21 protein-coding genes are annotated in these 21,829 nt (G+C 69.6%); 8 read left to right on the forward strand and 13 right to left on the reverse strand.

All coding sequences use genetic code 11. The features are described 5' to 3' along the window. Positions 1–64 precede the first annotated feature (64 nt). Positions 65–694: a methyltransferase domain-containing protein gene (locus ACFVW6_RS34685; protein ID WP_355284209.1), complete on the forward strand. Its 630-nt coding sequence runs from the start codon at positions 65–67 to the stop codon at positions 692–694. Positions 695–844: 150 nt separating this feature from the next. Further along, on the forward strand, positions 845–2,182 hold the full coding sequence (locus tag ACFVW6_RS34690) for a glycosyltransferase 87 family protein (RefSeq protein WP_378833693.1): 1,338 nt from the start codon (positions 845–847) through the stop codon (positions 2,180–2,182). A 3-nt stretch (positions 2,183–2,185) separates the two neighbouring features. Here ACFVW6_RS34690 and ACFVW6_RS34695 read toward each other — a convergent pair whose 3' ends face one another. The 6 genes from ACFVW6_RS34695 to ACFVW6_RS34720 form a co-directional block, all read right to left on the reverse strand. Next, complete coding sequence (locus ACFVW6_RS34695; protein WP_357350936.1) at positions 2,186–2,998, reverse strand: hypothetical protein; 813 nt, start codon at positions 2,996–2,998, stop codon at positions 2,186–2,188. 210 nt (positions 2,999–3,208) lie between these two features. Next, positions 3,209–3,766, reverse strand: coding sequence for a DoxX family protein (locus ACFVW6_RS34700; RefSeq protein WP_378833695.1), 558 nt, complete (start codon positions 3,764–3,766; stop codon positions 3,209–3,211). 178 nt (positions 3,767–3,944) lie between these two features. Next, a complete protein-coding gene (locus ACFVW6_RS34705; RefSeq protein WP_355284221.1) occupies positions 3,945–4,358 on the reverse strand; it encodes a hypothetical protein in 414 nt (137 codons plus the stop codon). Between the two features lie 64 nt (positions 4,359–4,422). Next, positions 4,423–5,784 carry an NCS2 family permease gene (locus ACFVW6_RS34710; protein ID WP_378833699.1) on the reverse strand — a complete coding sequence of 454 codons (1,362 nt, stop codon included), beginning with the start codon at positions 5,782–5,784 and terminating at the stop codon, positions 4,423–4,425. Positions 5,785–5,881: 97 nt separating this feature from the next. Next, positions 5,882–8,452: an alpha-glucan family phosphorylase gene (gene glgP, locus ACFVW6_RS34715; RefSeq protein WP_378833701.1), complete on the reverse strand. Its 2,571-nt coding sequence runs from the start codon at positions 8,450–8,452 to the stop codon at positions 5,882–5,884. A gap of 70 nt (positions 8,453–8,522) precedes the next feature. Next, positions 8,523–8,945, reverse strand: coding sequence for a VOC family protein (locus tag ACFVW6_RS34720; RefSeq protein WP_378833703.1), 423 nt, complete (start codon positions 8,943–8,945; stop codon positions 8,523–8,525). A 79-nt stretch (positions 8,946–9,024) separates the two neighbouring features. Between ACFVW6_RS34720 and ACFVW6_RS34725 the strand changes: the two genes are divergently transcribed. From ACFVW6_RS34725 to glgB, 4 genes are all read left to right on the forward strand, one after another. Further along, positions 9,025–9,615, forward strand: coding sequence for a TetR/AcrR family transcriptional regulator (locus ACFVW6_RS34725; protein ID WP_378833706.1), 591 nt, complete (start codon positions 9,025–9,027; stop codon positions 9,613–9,615). A 51-nt stretch (positions 9,616–9,666) separates the two neighbouring features. Next, positions 9,667–10,314: a LysE family translocator gene (locus ACFVW6_RS34730; protein WP_378833708.1), complete on the forward strand. Its 648-nt coding sequence runs from the start codon at positions 9,667–9,669 to the stop codon at positions 10,312–10,314. Between the two features lie 156 nt (positions 10,315–10,470). After that, the gene (locus ACFVW6_RS34735; protein ID WP_378833711.1) at positions 10,471–12,471 is read left to right on the forward strand and encodes a maltotransferase domain-containing protein; all 2,001 of its coding nucleotides are present in this window, start codon (positions 10,471–10,473) and stop codon (positions 12,469–12,471) included. Then, positions 12,471–14,627 (forward strand): 1,4-alpha-glucan branching protein GlgB, encoded by a 2,157-nt coding sequence (gene glgB, locus ACFVW6_RS34740; protein ID WP_378833713.1) that lies wholly within the window; start codon positions 12,471–12,473, stop codon positions 14,625–14,627. The genes ACFVW6_RS34735 and glgB overlap by 1 nt, the downstream gene beginning before the upstream one ends. Here the strand turns inward: glgB and ACFVW6_RS34745 are convergent. The 5 genes from ACFVW6_RS34745 to ACFVW6_RS34765 form a co-directional block, all read right to left on the reverse strand. Then, the gene (locus ACFVW6_RS34745; RefSeq protein WP_378833716.1) at positions 14,624–15,016 is read right to left on the reverse strand and encodes a nitroreductase/quinone reductase family protein; all 393 of its coding nucleotides are present in this window, start codon (positions 15,014–15,016) and stop codon (positions 14,624–14,626) included. The genes glgB and ACFVW6_RS34745 overlap by 4 nt on opposite strands. Positions 15,017–15,042: 26 nt before the next feature. Continuing rightward, positions 15,043–16,128: a class I SAM-dependent methyltransferase gene (locus ACFVW6_RS34750; RefSeq protein WP_378833718.1), complete on the reverse strand. Its 1,086-nt coding sequence runs from the start codon at positions 16,126–16,128 to the stop codon at positions 15,043–15,045. A gap of 104 nt (positions 16,129–16,232) precedes the next feature. Beyond that, positions 16,233–17,096: a tetratricopeptide repeat protein gene (locus ACFVW6_RS34755; RefSeq protein WP_378833730.1), complete on the reverse strand. Its 864-nt coding sequence runs from the start codon at positions 17,094–17,096 to the stop codon at positions 16,233–16,235. A 61-nt stretch (positions 17,097–17,157) separates the two neighbouring features. Beyond that, positions 17,158–17,535 carry a DUF3817 domain-containing protein gene (locus ACFVW6_RS34760; RefSeq protein WP_357350916.1) on the reverse strand — a complete coding sequence of 126 codons (378 nt, stop codon included), beginning with the start codon at positions 17,533–17,535 and terminating at the stop codon, positions 17,158–17,160. Positions 17,536–17,626: 91 nt separating this feature from the next. Continuing rightward, complete coding sequence (locus ACFVW6_RS34765) at positions 17,627–18,811, reverse strand: acetyl-CoA C-acetyltransferase (protein WP_378833722.1); 1,185 nt, start codon at positions 18,809–18,811, stop codon at positions 17,627–17,629. 198 nt (positions 18,812–19,009) lie between these two features. Here ACFVW6_RS34765 and mce point away from each other — a divergent pair, with 198 nt between their 5' ends. Both mce and ACFVW6_RS34775 read left to right on the forward strand, forming a co-directional pair. Next, on the forward strand, positions 19,010–19,471 hold the full coding sequence (gene mce / locus ACFVW6_RS34770) for a methylmalonyl-CoA epimerase (protein WP_355284254.1): 462 nt from the start codon (positions 19,010–19,012) through the stop codon (positions 19,469–19,471). Between the two features lie 86 nt (positions 19,472–19,557). Then, complete coding sequence (locus tag ACFVW6_RS34775; protein WP_030204204.1) at positions 19,558–20,565, forward strand: hypothetical protein; 1,008 nt, start codon at positions 19,558–19,560, stop codon at positions 20,563–20,565. A gap of 98 nt (positions 20,566–20,663) precedes the next feature. On the opposite strand, the gene ACFVW6_RS34780 is transcribed toward ACFVW6_RS34775, so the two are convergent. Next, a complete protein-coding gene (locus ACFVW6_RS34780) occupies positions 20,664–20,954 on the reverse strand; it encodes an ATP/GTP-binding protein (RefSeq protein WP_355284258.1) in 291 nt (96 codons plus the stop codon). A 10-nt stretch (positions 20,955–20,964) separates the two neighbouring features. Further along, positions 20,965–21,708 (reverse strand): endonuclease NucS, encoded by a 744-nt coding sequence (gene nucS, locus ACFVW6_RS34785; RefSeq protein ID WP_378833726.1) that lies wholly within the window; start codon positions 21,706–21,708, stop codon positions 20,965–20,967. Positions 21,709–21,829 lie beyond the last annotated feature (121 nt).

The raw sequence follows: 21,829 nt of genomic DNA on the forward strand, positions 1-21,829 counted from the left end.
CGCCGATGGCGAGGTACTCGGCGAATTTCTGGTCAGTGCAAGATCTTTGGCCGAGTACCGCGCGATGTTTCACCTGTCCGACGACGATCTCACCGGCCGCAGGGTGCTCGATTGCCCCGGCGGCGCAGCGAGTTTCGCGGCCGAGGCCACCGCCCTGGGGGCCACGGTCACCGCGATCGATCCGATCTATGCCCGTCCGACCACCGACCTGGCCGTCGACGCCGTCACCGAGAACGACCGCGCCGTGGCCTGGGCCGCCGCCAACGCCCACCGCTACCGCTGGGACTGGTACGGCTCCCCCGACGGCCATGCCGCGATCCGGCGCGGCGCGGCCCGGCGCTTCGCCGCCGATCTGCGCGCCGCGCCCGACCGCTACATCGCCGCGAGCCTGCCCGAACTCCCGTTCCCCGACAAATCCTTCGATCTGTCGCTGAGCTCACACCTGCTGTTCAGCTACGCCGACCGCCTCGACGCCGAATTCCACCTGTCCGCCCTGCTCGAACTGTCCCGCGTCACCGAGGGCGAGGCCCGGCTCTATCCCCTGCTCGACTACACCGGCGCACCACTGGACGACCTCATCGCCGGGCTGCGCACCGAACTCCACGACAAGGGCGTCCCCACCGCGCTGCGCAAGACCCGTTACGAATTCCATCACGGCGCCGACACCATGCTGGTCCTGCAACCGGCCGCGTGACCGGCCCTTTCCGAGTTCGGTGCGCCGCCAGGCCGAACCAGTTTCATAGGGATCGCCTACCAACGGCGGGCCACACCACGCCACTCCGACGGGCGGGCGGTAGGTTCTTAGTCGTGCATACGATGCGAGCCGGCCGGTAGTACGGCAGTGGTGGAGAAATCTCGACGCGCGGAGCTCCCGCGCACGGTCTCGACGCTCCTCCTGCTACTCGGTACCGCCGTCCTCGGCGTGACTCTGCTGTTCACCACCATGGATCCGTGGATGGACAGCGGCGGCATCCTCGTCGGCGGCCTCGACGTCCACATCTACCGCGACGGCGGCTGGCGGGTGCTGCACGATCGGGCGCTCTACATCGAGCCGACGCACTACGGACTCCTCTACACCTACACGCCGTTCTCGGCGCTGGCGTTCCTGCCGCTGGTGCTGGTGCCGTGGTCGGCCGTCACCACGACCTGGCTGGTCCTCAACCTCGCCGTGCTGTTCGCCTGCGTGCTGCAGAGCTGGCGGATGCTCGGCTACCGGGTGACGCCGCGCCTGGCCGTGGTCAGCGCGCTGATCACGCTGGCGTTCGTCTTCGCCGAGCCGGTGCGCACCACGCTCTACTACGGGCAGATCAATCTGTGGCTCATGCTGCTGGTGCTGTGGGACTTCTCCCGCGCCGAGCACAGCAGGCTGCGCGGTCTCGGCGTCGGCATCGCGGCGGGTATCAAGCTGACCCCGCTGTTCTTCGTGGCCCAGTATCTGGCGCAACGGCAGTGGCGCGCCGCGGCCACCGCCGCGCTGACCTTCGCCGCGACGATCGGCCTGACCGCCCTGGTCCTGCCGAGCGATTCGTACCAGTACTGGACCTCGACCTTCTTCCAGTCCGGTCGCATCGCCCCGGATGTCCACCCCGCCAATCAGTCGCTGCGCGGCGCCGTCGCCCACCTCGTGCACGGGCCCGCCCCGGTCTGGTTGTGGCTGCTGATCGCCGTCCCGATCGCGCTGCTCGCCCTGTGGCTCGCGGCCGAGCTGGTGCGCCGCGACGAACCATTGCTGTCGGTGACCCTCGGTGGGCTCACCGCCTGCGCGGTCTCGCCGTATTCGTGGGGGCACCACTGGGTCTGGTTCGTCCCGCTGACGGTCTATCTGATCCATCGCGCCCAGACCCGCGGCCGCTGGTGGGTCGCGGCGGGCGCGCTGTACCTCGCCATCGCGGCGTGGACCTACACCTACACCCCCACCTGGGTCAGTGTCGGCACCTTCCTGCTGCCGCCGTGGTGGCCGGGCGCGCAGGTGATGATGAACATCTACGTGGTCGTCTACCTGATCGTGCTGATCGGGGTGTTCCGCCTGGTCCGCTCGACGCCGCCGCGCCGACGCCCCGAGCCGATCGAGCCGACCGTCATCGATCCCCCTGCCGCGCAAGAACTCTCCCGCGCGATCCGGCCGCCGCGCGTCGCCGGCGGGGCGCACCCCGACGACGACCGCCCGGCCATGGTGGACTGAGCGCTACCCGCAGGCCCAGTCGAAAACGCCCGACTCCAGGTCGAGCTGGGCGTTGCCGCCGCCGAAGTTCATCCCGGAGACCTCCTCGATCTCCAGGTAGAACGGGGTCAGGCCCTCAGGGAGCGCCTGGACGGGGAACGCGGTGCCGCCCAGGTGGGAGCGGCCGAACAGCGGCTCGGCCCAGGGGTTCCAGCCGGAGTCCTCGGTGAGCGGGTCCTGGTAGCGCGAGTTCGGGACGTATTCGACCGGCGGGATACCGACATTGGGGTCGGCGACGCGCTCGGCCAGCCAGACGCCGATGGTGGGGTGCACGTCGTCCCAGGCGTTGCAGCCCTCGTCGCTCGCGACCGGCGAGCCGGGCAGGCGCACGTCGGCGGGCGGCGCGACCGGGCCCGCGGCGAATTCCGCTTCGGTCAGCCAGACCAGCGCGAAGACACCGCCGATCTCGTCGTGCAGGAGCTGTAGCTGCGAGTGCAGCCGGGTCGAGACCAGCTCGCGGGCGACCGGATCGTCGGCGGCCGCGTCGGCCACGATCGGGTCGGTCGCGTCGGCGAACTGCCCCTCACCCTGGAAGAAGGCGATGGCCGGGTATTTCGGCCCGCGGCGCTGATAGTCGACGGGCAGTCGCAGGGTGAGCGCGTGCATCATCGGCAGTCCGGTGACCGGCCCGCGCGGCCAGCTCGCCGGATCGATCGCGGGCCCGTCGCTGCCGATCCACCCGGAGCGCACCGGCGTGTCGAGCGTCAGCGGCTCACCGCCGGGCGTCTCCGCCAGTTTGTCCGCCGAATCCCCGAAACCCAGGTCGTAAGCCTTCATCGCAGCTCTCCTCTTCGATGCGCGGACGGTGCGTGGCGCCGCTTCGACAAGCGCCGTCGCCGAGGGTAACCGCTACCGGCGACAGGCGCGGGCACTGCGTGGAACCACGGGCATACGGCCGATGACGAAACGTCGCACACCGGCAACGAAAGCGGCGGCGCGGCAACCGGATACCGGTCACCGCGCCGCCGCGGACGAACGCCGCTCAGCTCAGAGCGCGGCCTTCAGGATCAGCGTCAGCACCGCGGCGACCACGGCGACGGCCACGGCCGCGCCGCCCCAGACGACACCCTGGCGCGCCCACGGACGGCCCGCGTCGAGCGAGAAGCGGCCCGGGCCGGTGAAGGCCAGGCCGGCGGCGGCGATGGCGTAGACCAGCGGGGTCGAGTAGCCGGTCACCGACGGGTCGGCCGGGAACAGGCCACCGGCCCAGAGCACATTGATCGCGTTGATCATGGTGCCGAGCACGATGGCGGCGGCCAGCGGCGTGAACAGACCGAATACCAGCAGCAGGCCGCCGACCAGCTCGCTGAGTCCGGCGAGCGTGCCGAAGAGCACGCCGGGGTTGTAGCCCATCGCCTCGAAGCTGTCGGTGGTGGTCTGCCACCCCATGCCGTTGAACCAGCCGAACAGTTTCTGCGCGCCGTAGGCGGCCATCAGGCCACCGAAGCCCACGCGCAGCACCAGCAGGCCGATGCCGGCGGCGGTGACCTCGTCGGCGGTGGAGGGGGAAGTAGCGGGAGTGGTGCGGGTAGCGGTGTCGGTCATCGTTTCCTCATCTGCGATTCGATACATGCCCACAACCGGACCACGGTCCGATTGCCTCGTCCGGTCACAACCCCGGGTCCGGCGCGACTATTTCCCGCCGCCCCCGGCACTTCCGTGACCCTGCTCACACAAAAAAGAAAGGCCGCCCCGAAGGGCGGCCTCTGCGCGAAGACTCAGTTCACCACGCCATGGTCGCGTAGCTGACCAGGGTGCTCTCCGATTCCTGCGACAGCTTCCAGGTGCCGCCGATGTTCTTCCAGGTCACCGGGATCGGGAAGGCGTAGTCGCCGAGGCGGCTGTTCAGGGTCGCCGAGAGGGTGTCACCGTCGACGGTGACCGGGCCCGAGACGTCCCAGCTGTAGCCCGGGATCCGGTTGACGGTGTCGCGAACGACGGTGAGGCTACCGGCGTTGCCCGACTCGAGTTCGGCCGAGGAGCCGTTCATGGCCGCCTGCAGCTTGCCCTGCAGCTCACCGGCCGACGGGGTCGCCGGGGCGGCGATCGCGGCGGGAGCGGTGGCGACGACAGCCGCGGTGACCGGCGCGAAGATGGTGGCGACGGCCATCGACGCGGCAACGAGCGAGCGCTTCATAGGTAACTCTCCTTCAAGCTTGGCTAGGCTAGCCTAAGTATAGGCATACCTATGGTGAGTTCACCTACTCGACGAGGAAGAAGAAGTACCCCAGGAACAACACCATCAACACCCACATGGCCGGATGGACTTCCTTGACCCGGCCCCGGGCGACCATCACCACCGGGTAGAAGATCATGCCCATCGCCAGTCCGTTGGCGATCGAATAGGTCAGCGGCATCATGATCACGGTCAGGAACGCGGGCACGGAGTATTCGAGGTGCTGCCAGTCGATCTCGCCCAGCGAGCGCGCCATCAAGACGCCGACCACGATCAACGCGGGCGCCGTCACCTCGGCCGACCCGGCGATCACCGAGAAGATCGGGTAGCAGAACATCGCGATCACGAACCAGCCCGCCGTGGTGATCGCGGTGACACCGGTCCGGCCGCCCGCCGACACACCGGCGGTCGATTCCACATACGCGGTGGTGGTGGAGGTACCGATGATCGCGCCCGCCGTCGTACCGACCGAGTCGGCGGCCATCGCGCTGCGCGCCCGTGCCAGCGTGCCGTCCTTGTTGAGCAGGCCCGCCTGGTTGGCGACACCGATCAGGGTGCCCGAGGCGTCGAAGAAGTCGACGAACAGCATGGTGAGCACCACCACGATCATCTGCCCGGTGAACGCGTCGGGCAGATGGATGATCGCCTGGCCGAAGGTCTGATCCAGGCCCTTGGGCAGCTCGGCGATCCCGTCCGGGATGCCGACCAGGCCGGTGACCATGCCCAGGACCGTGGTCGCGACGATGCCGTAGAGCACCGCGCCGTGCCAGCCGATCACCAGGAAGACCACCGTGACGACCAGACCGAACAGGGCGAGCAACGTGGTGCCCTTGGTGAAGTCGCCGAGCGTGACCAAGGTCGCGTCGCTGTTGACCACGATGCCCGCGTTCTTCAGCCCGAGGAACGCGACGAACAGACCGATGCCCGCGCCCACCGCGAACTTCATCTGCAGCGGAATGGCATTGAGGATTCGTTCCCGGATCTTGGTGATCGCCAGGATGAAGAAGATGATGCCCGACAGCAGGGTGCCCGACAAGGCGACCTGCCACGGAATGCCCATGCTCAGCACGACCGTGTACGCGAAGAACGCGTTGAGACCCATGCCGGGCGCGAGCGCGATCGGATACCGCGCCCAGATGCCCATGACCAGGGTGCCGAAGATCGCGGCCACCGCCGTCGCGGTGAACACGGCCTGCATCGGAATGCCCTTGTCGCCCAGGGCGCCCTCGTCACCGAGGATCGACGGATTCACCGCCAGCACATAGGACATCGCCAGGAACGTGATCGTGCCCGCCATCGCCTCGCGCCGGAAGGAGGACCCGCTCGACGTGACACCGAAGTATCCGTCGATGCGCCGTCGGGCGCGGGTTACGACATCGCTGGCCATGACACTCCAGTCCGAATTTCAAAGAAGAAGGATGCCCAGGAACGGTAGCGGAAAGTTCACTGAATCGAAGAACCCGGCATCCGTGTCACGACGCAGGTCACGCCCCCGCGACGGCCACCAGCCCCAGTTCGGCATCCGACGCGAGCAGCGCGTTGTGGGGCAGCACACGCACGGTGTAGCCGACGGCGCCCGACAGCGGCACCGGCGACTGCACGGCATACAGCTCCACACCCTCGTCGGTCCCGGTGTGCGTCATCTCGATGGTGGTGGTGTCGGACAGGTCGTCGGCCGGCGAGACCCGGCCGAGCACCGCCTGCACCACGACATCCGAGGGCGCCAGCCCGCCGAGTTCGACGCGCGCCTCCAGCGACAGCTTCGCCCCGATCACCGGGGTGTCGGGCAGGCCGGAGCTGTCGACCTGCGCCACCCGCACCGACGACCAGGCCGCGTCGACCCGCTTGCGGTACTCCGCGACCTGCGCCGCGCCGGCGAATCCGTCGGCGGCGGCCCGGCCGAACGCGGCGGCCGCCGGGCCGTAGTACTGCTCGGCGTAATCGCGAACCATCCGCGAGGCCAGCACCTTCGGGCTGGTGGTCTGCAGGGTGTGGCGCACCATCTCGGTCCAGCGCACCGGCACGCCCGCGGCGTCGCGGTCGTAGAAGCGCGGGGCGACCGTGCGCTCGACGAGCTCGTAGAGCGCCGCGGCCTCGAGATCGTCGCGGCGGTGCTCGTCGCGCACGCCGTCGGCGGTGGGGATCGCCCAGCCGTTCTCGCCGTCGAACATCTCGTCCCACCAGCCGTCCCGGATGGACAGGTTGAGGCCGCCGTTGAGCGCGGACTTCATGCCGGAGGTGCCGCACGCCTCGAGCGGGCGCAGCGGATTGTTCAGCCACACATCGCAACCCCAGTAGAGATAGCGCGCCATCGACATGTCGTAGTCGGGCAGGAAGACGATGCGGTGCCGCACCGCCGGATCGTCGGCGAAGCGCACGACCTGCTGGATCAGCGCCTTGCCGCCGTCGTCGGCGGGATGGCTCTTGCCCGCGACCACCAGCTGCACCGGCCGCTCGGGATCGAGCAGCAGCGCGCGCAGCCGCTCGGGGTCGCGCAGCATCAGGGTCAGCCGCTTGTAGGTGGGCACGCGCCGGGCGAACCCGACGGTGAGCACCGAGGGGTCGAAGACCTCGTCGATCCAGCCCAGTTCCGCGTCGGCCGCGCCGCGCTGATGCCACGACTCGCGCAGCCTGCGGCGCACCTCTTCGATCAGGACGCCGCGCAGGGTGTTGCGCGTCGACCACAGCTGCCCGAGATCGACATCGCTGAGCTTCTCCCAGCCGCGCGCCTCCTCGACCAGCTCCGGGCCGACCAGCTCGCGCGCCTTGTCGATCCACTCCCTGGCCGCCCAGGTCGGCGCGTGCACGCCGTTGGTGACCGAACCGATCGGCACCTCGGCCGCGTCGAAGCCCGGCCACAGCCCGGCGAACATGTCCCGGCTGACCTCGCCGTGCAGTTTCGAGACACCGTTGGCGCGCTGGGCCATGCGCAGACCCATGTGCGCCATGTTGAACACGGAGGGATCGGATTCCCGGCCGAACGCCAGGATCCGGTCGACCGACAGCCCCGGCAGCAGCGCGGATTCGGACTCGCCGTGCGCGCCACCGAAGTAACGGCGCACCAGCGGCATCGGGAACCGGTCGATGCCCGCGGGCACCGGGGTGTGCGTGGTGAACACGGTGCCTGCCCGGACCGCGGCCAGCGCGGTGTCGAAATCCAGTCCGCCCGCGATGAATTCCCGGATCCGCTCCACCCCGAGGAAGCCGGCGTGGCCCTCGTTCATATGGAACACATCGGGATCGGGCAGCCCGTTGGCGCGGGTGTAGGCCCGCACCGCGCGGACCCCACCGATCCCGGCCAGGATCTCCTGCTTGATCCGGTGGTCCTGATCGCCGCCGTAGAGCCGGTCGGTGACCGCGCGCAACTCCGGATCGTTCTCGGCGATATCGGAATCGAGCAGCAGCAGCGGGATCCGGCCCACCTGGGCGATCCACACCCGTGCCCGCAGCACCCGGCCCTCCGGCATGCCGACATGGATCAGCACCGGCGAGCCTTCGCTGGTGAGCAGCCGCAACGGCAGACCCTGCGGGTCCAGCGCCGGGTAGTGCTCCATCTGCCAGCCGTCGGCCGACAGCGACTGCCGGAAATACCCGGAGCGGTACAGCAGCCCGACGCCGATCAGCGGCAGACCCAGATCGGAGGCGGCCTTGAGATGGTCACCGGCCAGGATGCCCAGCCCACCCGAGTAGTTCGGCAGCACCTCGGTGACACCGAACTCCATCGAGAAGTAGGCGATCCCGGCGACATTCGTCCCGGTCTGCTGCTGGAACCAGCGGGGCCGCGCCAGATAGTCGCGCAGCCCCTCGGCGGCCGCGTCCACCCGGGCGACATACGCGGCATCGGCGGCGAGCGCGTCGAGCCGCTCGGCGGGCACCTCGCCCAGCATCCGGACCGGGTCCTGGCCGACCGCGCGCCACAGCTCCGGGTCGAGGTCGGCGAACAGATCCTGCGTCGGGCCGTGCCACGACCACCGCAGGTTCGTCGACAACTCGCCCAGCGCGGTGAGCCGCTCCGGCAGATGGGCACGGACAGTGAACCGACGAAGTGCCTTCACCCGCCAAAGAGTACCGAGTGTCGCGCCCGGATGCTGTTCGGGAGCCCGAGCGTCGGCGATCCAGCCGGTTCTACCCGGTGAACTGGGCGGCGAACTCGGGGGTGGGTGGGACCTCCGTGATGACGTCGATCAGGACGCCCGCGGGGTCGCTGACGATGAAGTGGCGCTGGCCGAAGTCCTCGGTGCGGAGGGCGAGTTCGGGGTGCAGGCCGCCGGTTTCGACCAGGCGGTGCCATTCGGCGTCGACATCGTCGACCTCGAAGTTCAGGACCAGGCCCTGGACCGGCTTGCCGTAGCCCTCGGGGATGGTGGGGTGGGTGGGATCGAGCAGGGCCAGTTCGTAGGCGGGCTCGGCGTCGCGGGCGGGGCGGCGAAGGCTGACGTACCAGTCGGCCTCGAAGGTGATCTCGAAGCCGAACCAGCGCGTGTAGAAGTCGCGGGACTCCGCGATCCGGGAGGTGGCCAGAACCGGGTAGAAGCTGCTCAGTGCCATGACTTTTCCTTTCACATACCGATGGTATGTGTCGTAGGCTAGTTCACATACCACCGGTAGGTCAATGGGAGGACGGCGGATGACAGCCACGGCGCGGGCACGACAGCGCGAGGAGACGCGACGGGTGCTGGTGACGCAGAGCAGGCGGCTGTTCGCCGCGAAAGGCTATGCGGCCGTTGGCCTGTCGGAGATCGTGTCGGCGTCGGGGGTCACCAAGGGCGCGCTCTACCACCACTTCGACAGCAAGGCCGAGCTGTTCCGCGCGGTGCTCACCCAGGTGCAGCAGGAGGTCGGCGAGCAGGTCGCCGCGGCCGCCGACGCCGAGCCCGATCCGTGGGCCCAGCTGACCACCGGATGCGCCGCGTTCCTCCGGGCCAGCGCCGATCCCCTGGTCCAGCGGATCATGCTGATCGACGGACCCGCCGTGCTCGGCTGGCACGAATGGCGCGCCCTGGACGAGGCCAACTCGGCCCGGCACCTGCACGAGGCCCTGGCATCCCTGGTCGACGCGGGTATCTTGGCGCCCCAGCCGATCGCTCCCCTCACCCAGCTGCTCTCCGGCGCGATGAACGAGGCCGCCCTCTGGCTCGCCACCACCGCCGACCCCGGCGCGCTCCCCGACACCATCACCGCCCTGGTCAAGCTCCTCGCGGGACTGCGCACCACCTGACCACCACAAAACCGCTGGCAGCCACCGCCGAACCCATGTCACCATGCAGCGATGCCGCACTGGGTCGATGTCCTGCCCGAATTCCTGCTCGCCTCGCTGATCCTGGCCGCCCTGCCGGGCCCGGCGACCGCGCTGTTCCTGCAGCGCTCGGTGCGCGACGGCCGACGCGCGGGGCTGGCCGCGGTCGCGGGCAACGAGATCGGCGTTCTCGGCTGGACGCTCGCCGGCGGCACGGGGCTGTCGATCCTGCTGGCGGCGAACCGGTGGCTGAACACGGCGATGCACGTCGTCGGCGCGGCGGTGCTGATCTGGCTCGGTGCTCAGGCGTGGCGCCACGCCCGCGGCGCCGACGACGATTTCGGCGCCGCCCTGACGGCGAAACTCCCCGGCGGCAACACCCCCGCCGCCGCCTTCCGCGCGTCCCTCGTCTCGATCGCCGCCAACCCCAAGGCCGCGGTCTTCGGCATCACGATCCTGCCGCAGTTCCTGCCGACCGAAGGACCGGTGCTGCCCACCCTGCTGATCCTGGGCACCATCCAGGTGATCCTGGACGGCGCCTGGTGCGTCGCGGTCGTCCTGGCCGCCGATCGGGCGGGTGCCTGGCTGCGCCGCGCCGCCATCCGCCAACGCGTGGAACGGACCCTGGCCGCGATCTTGGTCGCCCTGGGCTTGGGCCTGGCTCATTCCGCCTCCCCGTGAATTTTGCGGGTCGTCCGGTAGCTCGGCGATTGGCAGTCGGTCTCGCGTCGAGCGCGTCACGGGTCGGAGATGGTCGGGGAGTTACCCATGTACTCACGCGATCCGTGGCTTGCGAGGCGCACAGCTCGGTCGCCGGAAATGCAGTAGGTTGGCCAGGTGACCGGCCGGATTGCCATAGATGACATCGCCCCGTCCATCCCCGGCGGCCGCCCGGCCAAGGCCGCCGTCGGCGAGGTGTTTCCCGTCCGCGCCGTGGTGTGGCGCGAGGGGCACGACGCCGTGGCGGCGACGCTGGCGGTGCGCGCGCCCGGCTCGTCGCGGATCACCCGCCTGCGGATGACCCCCGATTACGAGCCCGACGTCTTCAACGGCCTGTTCACCCCGCACACCCCCGGCGTGTGGACCTTCCGGGTCGAGGGCTGGAGCGATCCGATCGCGACCTGGCGCTCGGCCGTGGAGGCCAAACTCGCGGTCGGCCAGACCGCCCTCGACCTGGCCAACGATCTCGAGATCGGCGCCACCCTGTTCGAGCGGGCCGCCCAGGCGGTGCCCAAGAAGCAGTTCGAACGGTTGCGCGCCGCCGCCACCGCGCTGCGCGGCGACGAGCAACTGCCTGCCAGGGTCGCCCCGGCGTTCAGCGAGGAGGTCGCCGAGATCCTGCGCGCGACCCCGCTGCGCGAGATGGTCACCCGTGGCGCCCAGCATTCGGTGCTGGTCGAACGCAGGCGCGCGCTGGTCGGGTCCTGGTACGAGTTCTTCCCGCGCTCGACCGGTGGCCGTGACGCCGACGGCCATCCGGTGCACGGCACCTTCGCGACCGCAGCGCGCGAACTCCCCCGCATCGCGGGCATGGGCTTCGACGTCGTCTACCTGCCGCCGATCCACCCGGTCGGCGAGATCAACCGCAAGGGCCGCAACAACGCGCTCACCACCGAGCCGGGTGACGTCGGTTCACCGTGGGCGATCGGCTCGGCCGACGGCGGCCACGACGCCACCAACCCGCTGCTGGGCACCGAGGCCGATTTCGTCGACTTCGTCGCCACCGCAACAGGTCTCGGCCTCGAGGTCGCGATCGACCTGGCCCTGCAGTGCGCCCCCGACCACCCGTGGGTCCAGGCGCATCCGGAGTGGTTCACCACCCTGCCCGACGGCACCATCGCCTTCGCGGAGAACCCGCCGAAGAAGTACCAGGACATCTATCCGGTCAACTTCGACAACGACCCCGACGGCCTCTATGCCGAGGTGCTGCGGGTGGTCCGGCACTGGATCGCCCTCGGCGTCACCATCTTCCGCGTGGACAACCCGCACACCAAGCCCGCCGACTTCTGGGAGTGGCTGATCGCGCAGGTGCGCCGCACCGACCCCGACGTGATCTTCCTGTCCGAGGCGTTCACCCGCCCGGCCCGGCTCTACGGTCTGGCGCGGCGCGGATTCAGCCAGTCCTACACCTATTTCACCTGGCGCGTCTTCAAGTGGGAGCTGGCCGAATTCGGCACCGAACTCGCGGCCAAGGCCGACGAGGCCAGGCCGAACCTGTTCGTGAACACCCCCGACATCCTGCACGAGAGCCTGCAGCACGGCGGTCCCGGCATGTTCGCCCTGCGCGCGGTCCTCGCCGCGACCCTCGCCCCCACCTGGGGCGTGTACTCCGGCTACGAGCTGTTCGAACACGAGGCCGTGCGCGCGGGCAGCGAGGAATACCTGGACTCGGAGAAGTACGAGCTGCGCCCGCGCGACTTCACCGGCGCGCTGGCCCGCGGCGAGTCCCTGGAACCGTGGTTGACCAGGCTCAACGAGATCCGCCGCGCCCATCCCGCGTTGCAGCAGCTGCGCTGCATCCACTTCCACGAGATCGACAACGACGCGCTGCTGGCCTACTCCAAGATCGATCCGGCCTCCGGCGACGCGGTGCTGGTGATCGTCAACCTCAACCCCTACGGCGCCGAGCAGGGCCACATCTCGCTCGACCTGCCCGCGATCGGCCGCGAATGGCACGACCACCCGGTGGTGTTCGACGAGATCACCGGCGAGGAATACCACTGGGGCCAGCGCAATTTCGTGCGCCTCGACCCGGCGCGGGCCCCCGCCCACATCCTCGCGCTGCCCGCCGTGCCCGCCGCCGCGCGCGCCCCCCTGGCCTACCGCCGGACGTTCTGATGAAACGCCGCGACCTGATGCTGCTGGCGGCGGGCACCCACCCCGACCCGCACACCGTCCTCGGCGCGCACCCGCAGCCGGACGGCACCGCGATCCGGGTGCTGCGCCCGCACGCCGAGTCGGTGACCGTGCTGGTCGGCACCACCGAGCATCCGCTGAAGTCGCTGGGGCACGGCGTGTTCGCCGCCGTCCTGCCGTATCCGCAGGTCGACGACTACCGCGTGCGCACCGCCTACCCCGGCGGCCAGACGGTGGTCACCGCCGACGGCTACCGCTTCCTGCCCACTGTCGGCGAGTTCGACCTGCACCTCATCGGCGAGGGCAGGCACACCCGGCTGTGGGAGGTGCTCGGCGCGCACCCACGGCACTACACCACCCTCGACGGCGATGTCGACGGCACCTCGTTCGCGGTGTGGGCGCCGAATGCGCGCGGCGTCACCGTCTTCGGCGATTTCGACCACTGGAGCGGCAACTCCGCGCCGATGCGCGCGCTGGGGTCGTCCGGGGTGTGGGAGGTGTTCGTGCCCGGTGTCGGGCCGGGCACGCGCTACAAGTACCGGGTGCACGGCGCGGACGGCCGCGTCGTCGATCACGCCGACCCGCTGGCCTTCGCGACCGAGGTCCCGCCCGCGACCGCCTCGGTGGTCAGCCGCGCCGACCACGTGTGGACCGACAGCGCGTGGCTGGACCGCCGGGCCGCCGCCGACGCCGTCCGCTCCCCCATGAGCGTCTACGAGGTGCACCTCGGCTCGTGGCGCCCCGGCCTCGGCTATCGCGCCCTGGCCGAACAGCTGGCCGAATACGTGCGCGCGACCGGGTTCACCCACGTCGAACTGCTGCCGGTCGCCGAGCACCCGTTCGGCGGGTCCTGGGGCTACCAGGTCACCTCCTACTACGCCCCCACCTCCCGCTTCGGCGGCCCCGACGACTTCCGCTACTTCGTCGACCACCTGCACAACGCGGGCATCGGCGTGCTGCTCGACTGGGTGCCCGCGCACTTCCCGCGCGACGAATGGGCGCTGGCCCGCTTCGACGGCACCCCGCTCTACGAGCACCCCGACCCGCGCCGGGGCGAGCAACTCGACTGGGGCACCTACGTTTTCGACTTCGGCCGCAACGAGGTGCGCAACTTCCTGGTCGCCAATGCCGCCTTCTGGATCGAGGAGTTCCACATCGACGGCCTGCGCGTCGACGCGGTGGCCTCCATGCTCTACCTGGACTACTCGCGGCCCGACGGCGGCTGGGAGCCGAATGTCTACGGCGGCAGGGAGAACCTGGAGGCCGTCGACTTCCTCCAGGAACTCAACGACACCGTCCATCGCGCGTACCCCGGCGTCGTCACCGTCGCCGAGGAGTCGACCACCTGGCCCGGCGTCACCCGCGGCACCGATGTCGGCGGCCTCGGCTTCACCATGAAGTGGAACATGGGCTGGATGCACGACACCCTCGGCTACCTGGGCCGCGACCCGATCCACCGGTCCTGGCACCACAACGAGATGACGTTCTCCCTGGTCTACGCGTGGAGCGAGAACTACGTGCTGCCGATCAGCCACGACGAGGTCGTGCACGGCAAGGGCACGCTGTGGACCAGGATGCCCGGCGACGACTTCGCCAAAGCGAGCGGCGTGCGCGCCCTGCTGGCCTACATGTGGGCGCACCCCGGCAAGCAACTGCTGTTCATGGGCCAGGAGTTCGGCCAGTTCCGCGAGTGGGACAACGATCGCGGCCTGGACTGGCAGGAACTGGACAACCCACTGCACCAGGGCATCTCGACGATGGTCGGCGATCTCAACCGCACCTACACCGCGCACCCGGCGCTGTGGAGTCAGGACACCACACCCGGCGGGCACTCCTGGATCGAGGCCGACGACAGCGCCGCCAACGTCTTCGCGTTCCTGCGCTGGGGCGCCGACGGCAGCGCCGTCGCCTGCGTCTTCAACTTCTCCGGGTCGACCAGGGAGAACTACCGGATCGGCCTGCCGCACACCGGGGTCTGGCGCGAAGTCCTCAACACCGACGCCCAGGAGTACGGCGGGTCCGGCGTCGGCAACCTCGGCGGGGTCGACGCCGACGACACCCCCTGGCACGGACGGCCCGCCTCGGCCACCGTCACCATGGCCGCCAACAGCGCGGTCTGGCTGGCCGCCGAACGCTAGTCGGTCAGGTCGATCCGGATCGTGAGCAGGTCGGTCCCGACCGTGCGGACGGCGGCGCTGTTGTAGCGCGGCAGCTCGCGCAGCCGGGCGTGCGGGTCGTCGTCGGGCACCAGGTGGGCGACGCCGTTGTGCCAGTGCCCACGCAGCCGCACCCGGACCCGGTTGTCGGCCAGGATGTTGCGGACATACTGCGAGCGCTCGCCGAATTCGGAGACCAGCCAGAACTGGTCACCGACCCGGCGCCCGCCGATCGGTGTGGTCCGCGGCTGCCCGCTCACCCGGCCGGTGGTCTCGAGCAGCTGCTGGCCGGGCAGCCGCCGCGCGACCACGTTGAGCGGCCGCTGGAACGTGGTCACGATCCGGTGCTGAATGTCGTTCTTGGAGCCCATGTTCCGACCGTAGCAGCGGCGGCTGCTCAGCCCTTGCTCGCGAGGTAGTAGGTATTGAGCGGATCACCGTCGACGTGGCTGGTACCGACCTCGGTGAAACCGGCGTCGGCGAGCATCGCCAGCGCGCGCTGTTCGCCCCACACCGTGCCGAGCCCGTCGCCGCCCTGCCCCAGCGACACCGACATGCAGTGCATCGTCGACACCGCGTAGAGGAACGGGCCCAGCGGCAGGTCCAGGTTCTCCTCGAGCACGCTCGACGCGTGCACGTCGACCATCAGGAACACACCGTCGGCGCGCAACGCCGTCGCGATGTTGGCCAGCACCAGCGCCGGGTGCGCCTGATCGTGGATGGCGTCGAAGACGGTAATCAGATCGCAGGACTCGGGCGCGTGCAGTGCCGCCACGTCCTGCTCGACGAACTCGACGTTGGTCAGGCCCATCGCCGCCGCCTCGGCCCGCCCCGCCGCGATCGCGTCGGCGGAGAAGTCGTAGCCGCGGAACCGGCTGGCCGGGAAGGCCCGCGCCATCAGGTTCACCGCGTGTCCGCTGCCGCAGGCGATATCGGCGACGTCGATCCCCATCAGCAGCCGATCGGTCAGCCCGGGCGCCATCGGCAGGATGACGTCGAGCAGCGCGGCGTCGAACACCTCGGCGCTCTCCTCGGCCATCAGCGCGTGGAAGCGGGCGTAGTCGTCGTAGGACAGGCCGCCACCGATCCGGAACCGCTCGACGATCTTGGGTTCCACCTCACCGAGCTGCCCGATGAACTGCATGACCCTGGCGAGATTGTCCGGTCCCGCGGCCCTGGTCAGGCTGGCCGCGTGCGCGGGCGGGAGCGTGTAGGTCGCCGTCGGCGGGTCGTAGCGCACGATGCCCGCGGTGGTGACGGCGCCGAGCCATTCACGCACGTAGCGCTCGTCCAGGCCCGCGGCCGCGGCGAGGTCCGGGCTGGTCGCGGCGGGGTTGGCGGCCATCGTGTCGAACAGGCCCACCTGGTGGCCCATGCTGATCATCAGCGCGGTGCTCGCGTGGTCGAGCACCTCGACCATCTTTCCCGCGAAGGCTTCCACCTCGGCCTGATCGACCGCGCCCGAGTGGTCGAGTGAGGTCATGTCGTATCTCCTCGAGTCAGCTCGCGGCCCGGTGCCGCGGGTCTACCAGGAGATACGACGGGGCCGCCCCGGCAGTTCAGCCGGGACGGCCCCGCGGACGAAGGTCAGTACAGCGCGGTCGCGAGCTTGCGGCGGGCCGCGACGACGAAGGGCTCGGCCGGGTCGAACAGCTCGAACAGCTCGAGCAGCCGGGTGCGCGCCCTGGTGCGGTCGTCGCCCGCGGTGCGCTTGATGGCCGCGATGATGCGATCGAAGGCGGCCTCGGGGCGCTGCTCGAGCAGTTCCACGTCGGCGGCGTCGAGGGCGGCGTCCAGGTTCGCCGGATCGGCGTCGGCGGTGGCGACCACGGCCGGGTCGAGCTGCTGGGCCCTGGTCAGGAAGCGCAGCTGACGCAGCGCGGCCTTGGCCTCCTCGTTGCCGGGCTCCTCGACCAGGATCGCCTCGTAGGCCGCCTCGGCGCCGGCGATGTCGCCCTCGGCGAGCGCGTCCTCGGCGGCGGTGAAGCGCGGGTCCTCGACCTCGGGGGCCGCGCCCGCGGCGTTCGGGTCGCCCTCGAGCTTGCCCGCGGTCGCGTCCATCACCGCGTCGAGCCACTGGCGCACCTGTGCCTCGGGCTGGGCGCCCTCGAAATCGGCCAGCGGCTGCCCGCCCGCGACCGCGATCACCGTGGGGATGCCCTGCACCCGCAGCGCCTGCACGATGTTCATGTTCGCTTCGGCCTCGATCGCGGCCAGGTCCCAGCCGCCGCGATCGTCGGCGTTGAGCCGCTCCAGCGTGCGGACCAGCTCGACGCTGCCCGGGCTGCGCTGCGAGTACAGCGCGACCACGACGGGCACCTGCATCGAGCGGCGGATGACCTTGGCTTCGAAATCCGCCTCGGTGACCGTATGGTTCCCCGGGGCCGCAGGCGCGCCGCCGGGAGCGGCGGGCGGCTGCTTCAGCGCGGACAGATCCACCGCGCCGGACATGGCGGCGGCGACGGCGGGCGAAGGACGACGGGCAGCGGGTCGAGTCACGCTTTCCAGTTTGTCACGAAGCCGTCGGCGCGGCTGCCGGGGAGCCCTTGGTCGCGCCCGCGCTCAGTTCGCCCAGCTGACCGGTGCGCACGGCCCAGATCTCGAAGGCCACGGTGAACAGCGGCGGAATGCTCGACGCCAGCGCCAGCACGGTGGTCTTCCAGCCCCAGTTCAGTTCGCGCGCGGCCAGCAGCGCGGTGATCACGAACAGGACGAAGATCGCGCCGTGCACCGGCCCGAAGATCTTCACGCCGATCTCGTTGCCCTCGGCGGGCAGGTACTTGAACGCCATGCCGGTCAGCAGACCGATCCACGACAGCGCCTCGAGCACCGCGAAGAACCGGAAACGACTGGCGGTGGACCGCAGATCGAAGAAACCCATACCAGCCATTGTGCAGCATGATCTACGACACTGAGTAGTTGGTCCGCTCACACAAACGGGCCCCCGCGCTCGGTAGCGCGAGGGCCCGTGTCGGAACGAATCAGGCGGGGACGCGGATGATCAGCGCGTCGCCCTGACCGCCGCCGCCGCACAGCGAGGCCGCGCCGACGCCGCCACCGCGACGCTTCAGCTCCAGCGCCAGGTGCAGCAGGATGCGCGCACCCGACATGCCCAGCGGGTGGCCGATGGAGATGGCGCCACCGTTGACGTTGACCTTCTCCGGGTCGAAGCCCAGCTTCTTGGTCGAGGACACCCCGACGGCCGCGAACGCCTCGTTGATCTCGATCAGATCCAACTCGGCCGGGGTGATGCCCTCCTTCGCGCACGCGGCGAGGATGGCGTTGGCCGGCTGGTCCTGCAGGGTCGAGTCCGGACCGGCGACCTGACCGGCGGCGCCGATCTCGGCGATCCACTCCAGCCCCAGCTCCTGCGCCTTCGCCTTGCTCATCACGATCACCGCGGCCGCGCCGTCGGAGATCTGCGAGGCGGTGCCCGCGGTCACGGTGCCGTCCTTGCGGAAGGCCGGACGCAGCTTGCCCAGCGACTCGACGGTGGTGTCGGCGCGGATGCCCTCGTCTTCGCTGACATAGATCGGGTCGCCCTTGCGCTGCGGCACGGCCACCGGCACGACCTCGTCGGTGAACAGGCCGTTCTTCCACGCGGCGGCGGCGCGCTGGTGCGAGGCCGCGGCCAGCGCGTCCTGCTCCTCGCGGCTGACCTTGTCCAGGTCGTTGCGCTCCTCGGTCAGCAGACCCATCGCCTGGTCGGTGATCACGTCGTGCAGGCCGTCGTAGGCCATGTGGTCGACCAGGGTGGTGTCGCCGTACTTGTGGCCCTCACGGCTCTTGGGCAGCAGGTGCGGGGTCTGGCTCATCGACTCCATGCCACCGGCCACGACGATCTCGTGCTCCCCGGCGCGGATCAGCTGATCGGCCAGCGCGATCGCGTTGATGCCCGACAGGCAGACCTTGTTGATCAGCAGCGACGGCACATCCATCGGGATGCCGGCGGCGATCGCCGCCTGGCGGGCGGGCAGCTGCCCGGCACCGGCCTGCAGCACCTGACCGAGGATGACGTAGTCGACCTGCTCGGGCGCCACACCACCCTTCTCCAGCGCCGCCTTGATCGCCACACCGGCCAGATCCGAGGCCTTGAAGTCCTTCAGACCGCCCAGGAGCCTGCCGACCGGGGTACGCGCACCGGACACGATGACAGAAGTCGTCACGAAAGCCTCGCATTCATTGAGTCGAACCTCGCCGCGACGCACACGGCGGTCAGCCGCGCACGTCAAGGGTTGCACTCAACGGTAACCGGTATCGGAGCACACCCGGCACGCAGGTACGAGTACCTCCGCCTTCGCTCCGGCCATGCTCATGGCTGGGGGCCGCTTCGCGTCTGCGCCGATTGGCGCTAGCTTCGAGGGGTGAGCAACGAGAACATCATCCCCGCCGACTACGTCATCGCCGTCGACCACGTGGGCATCGCCGTGCCCGACCTCGACGCGGCCGTCGCCTGGTACACCGACAATCTCGGCATGGTCGAGACCCACCGCGAGGTCAACGAGGCCCAGGGCGTCGTCGAGGCGATGCTGTCGTGCCCCGCCGCGGCCGACCGGGCGACCGCCCTGCAGTTGCTGGCCCCGCTGACCCCGGAGTCCACGATCGCCAAGTTCATCGACCGCAGCGGGCCGGGCCTGCAGCAGCTGGCCTACCGGGTCACCGACATCGAGGCGGTTTCGGCCTTCCTGCGCGACCGTGGCCTGCGTTTGCTGTACGAAGCGCCTCGTCACGGCACCGCCGATTCCCGCATCAACTTCATCCATCCGAAGGATGCTGGCGGTGTGCTGGTGGAGCTCGTCGAGCCGAACCCGAATGTTACGCACTAGTAGGCGGATACGGTTGGTAAATCTCGGCGAGATCACAATCACGGTCGAGTCTCCATAGGCTCGCTCGAGGCTGTATTTTGTGTGCCATGTCGTCACCTGAGTCCGATCGCAATCGCTTCGTTGCACTGCCCTTCACCGTTGTGCGCAAGGGTTATGCGCAAGACGAGGTGCGCAACTACTTCGACCGCTTCGACGCCGAGCTCCGCGTCACCGCCACCGACCGGGATGCTGCCGCCGCGCAGGCCCGGAATCTCGCCAGCCAGCTGGAAGACGCGCGGGACGAGATCGACGAGCTCCGCAAGGAGGTCGACCGGCTGTCCGTGCCGCCGACCACCGCCGAAGGAATGTCCGACCGTATCTCGCGCATGCTGCGCCTGGCCTCGGACGAAGCGTCCGAGGTCCGTGCGCTGGCGCAGGCCGAAGCCGCCGAGATGGTGTCGATCGCCGAGCAGCAGGCCACCGAGATGCGTGGCAAGTACGAGTCGCTGCTCGCGGAGACCAAGGAGAAGCGCGAGGCGCTCGAGATCGAGTTCGAGCAGACCCTCGCGAACGCGCGCACCGAGTCCGCCAAGATCATCGAGGCCGCGCAGGCCGATGTGGAACGTCTCGGCAAGGAGGCCGAGGCCAAGCGCAAGGCCACCCAGCAGGACTTCGAGGCCACCATGAACGATCGGCGCACCAAGCTGACTCGTGCCATGGAGGAGCTCGAGGCCACCAGCCGCGCCGAGGCCGCCCAGCGGATCAAGGACGCGACCGATGAGTCGAACCGTCTCATCAGCTCCGCCACCCAGACCTCCGAGCGCAAGATCGCGCACGCGAAGGAACTGGCCGAGGAGATGCGCGTGCTGCGCGGCCGGGTCCTGGCCCAGCTGCTCGGCATCCGTGGTCAGCTCGACTCGGTGCCCGCCATGCTCGCCGCGGTCAACCGCGAGAGCGAGCTGCTCGACGGCGCCCCCGAGCGCAAGTCGATCAGCAACAACGGCAACAACAAGTCCGTCTCGGGCTCCCGCCAGACCAAGGCCATCCCCGAGGTCGCCGACGCCGACGAGGACATCGTCGACGAGGACCGCGAGAGCGCCGACATCAGCAACTGACGTCGGACCAACGACGACATTGCTCCACCCTCATAACCGAAGAACCGAAGGCCGCCTCGAATGTTCGAGGCGGCCTTCGGTTTTCGTGGTCTCGGGACTCAGGACCAGCGACGGGTGATGCCGCGGGTGCGCCTGCCGTTCCAGCAGCCCTGATGCCAGTGCCTGCGGTCGTCCTCGCCGCCGTCGGCGGCCCAGGCGACGATATGGGCGACCCCTGGCGCGATCTCGTGGTCGCAGCCGGGACACCGGTACGTCTTGACCGCCCTGGCGCCGGGAACGGTGCGGACGATGTAGGTCTCCTCGCCCGGCCCGTCCTCGGTGCGCCCGTAGACGTCACCGATCGGCGCCGGCTCGCTACGTCGCCCTGAGCGTGGTTTACGTCGCGGCATGGCTCCCAGCCTAGAAGAGGCGGAAAACGTTGCTCTCCGTGCCACGCAGCTCGTCGTAATCGAGCGTGAGGCAGCGGATTCCCCGGTCCTCGGCCAAGGTGCGCGCCTGCGGCTTGATCTGCTGCGCCGCGAACACGCCGGCGACCGGTGCCAGCAGCGGGTCGCGATTGAGCAGTTCCAGGTACCGGGTGAGCTGTTCGACGCCGTCGATCTCGCCGCGCCGCTTGATCTCCACGGCCACCGTCGCGCCGTCGGCGTCGCGGCACAGCAGATCCACCGGGCCGATGGCGGTCATGTACTCGCGACGGATGAGGGTGTACCCCTCGCCGAGCTTCGTCACGTGTTCCGCCAGCAGCTCCTGCAGATGCGCTTCCACGCCGTCCTTGACCAGACCGGGGTCGACGCCGAGTTCGTGCGAGGAATCGTGCTCGATGTCCTCGATGGAGATGCGCAGTTCCTCGCCGGCCTTGTTGGTCACCACCCACAGCGCCTTGATGTTGTCCGGCACCGCCGTCTTGCCCTCCCGCAGCGGCGCCACGCCGTCGGGCAGCTCCGCGGGGACCAGGGTCGCGATATCGCGTTCCTCCAGCCAGCACGGCGGGCTCATCCAGTTCAGCGGCTTGTACGAGCCACCATCGGAGTGCACGAGCACCGAGCCGTCGGCCTTGATCAGCAGCAACCGGCGAGCCATCGGAAGGTGGGCGGTCAGTCGGCCGACGTAGTCGACCTGGCAACGAGCAATGACAAGGCGCACCACAGCACTGTAGGTGACGGGTCCGGGAACGCAAAAAGGCCCTCCAACCGAAGTTGGAGGGCCTTTCGCAATGATGTTCCGGCGGTGTCCTACTCTCCCACACCCTGTCGAGTGCAGTACC

The sequence above is a fragment of the Nocardia sp. NPDC058244 genome (assembly GCF_042882065.1).
GTDB lineage: Bacteria > Actinomycetota > Actinomycetes > Mycobacteriales > Mycobacteriaceae > Nocardia.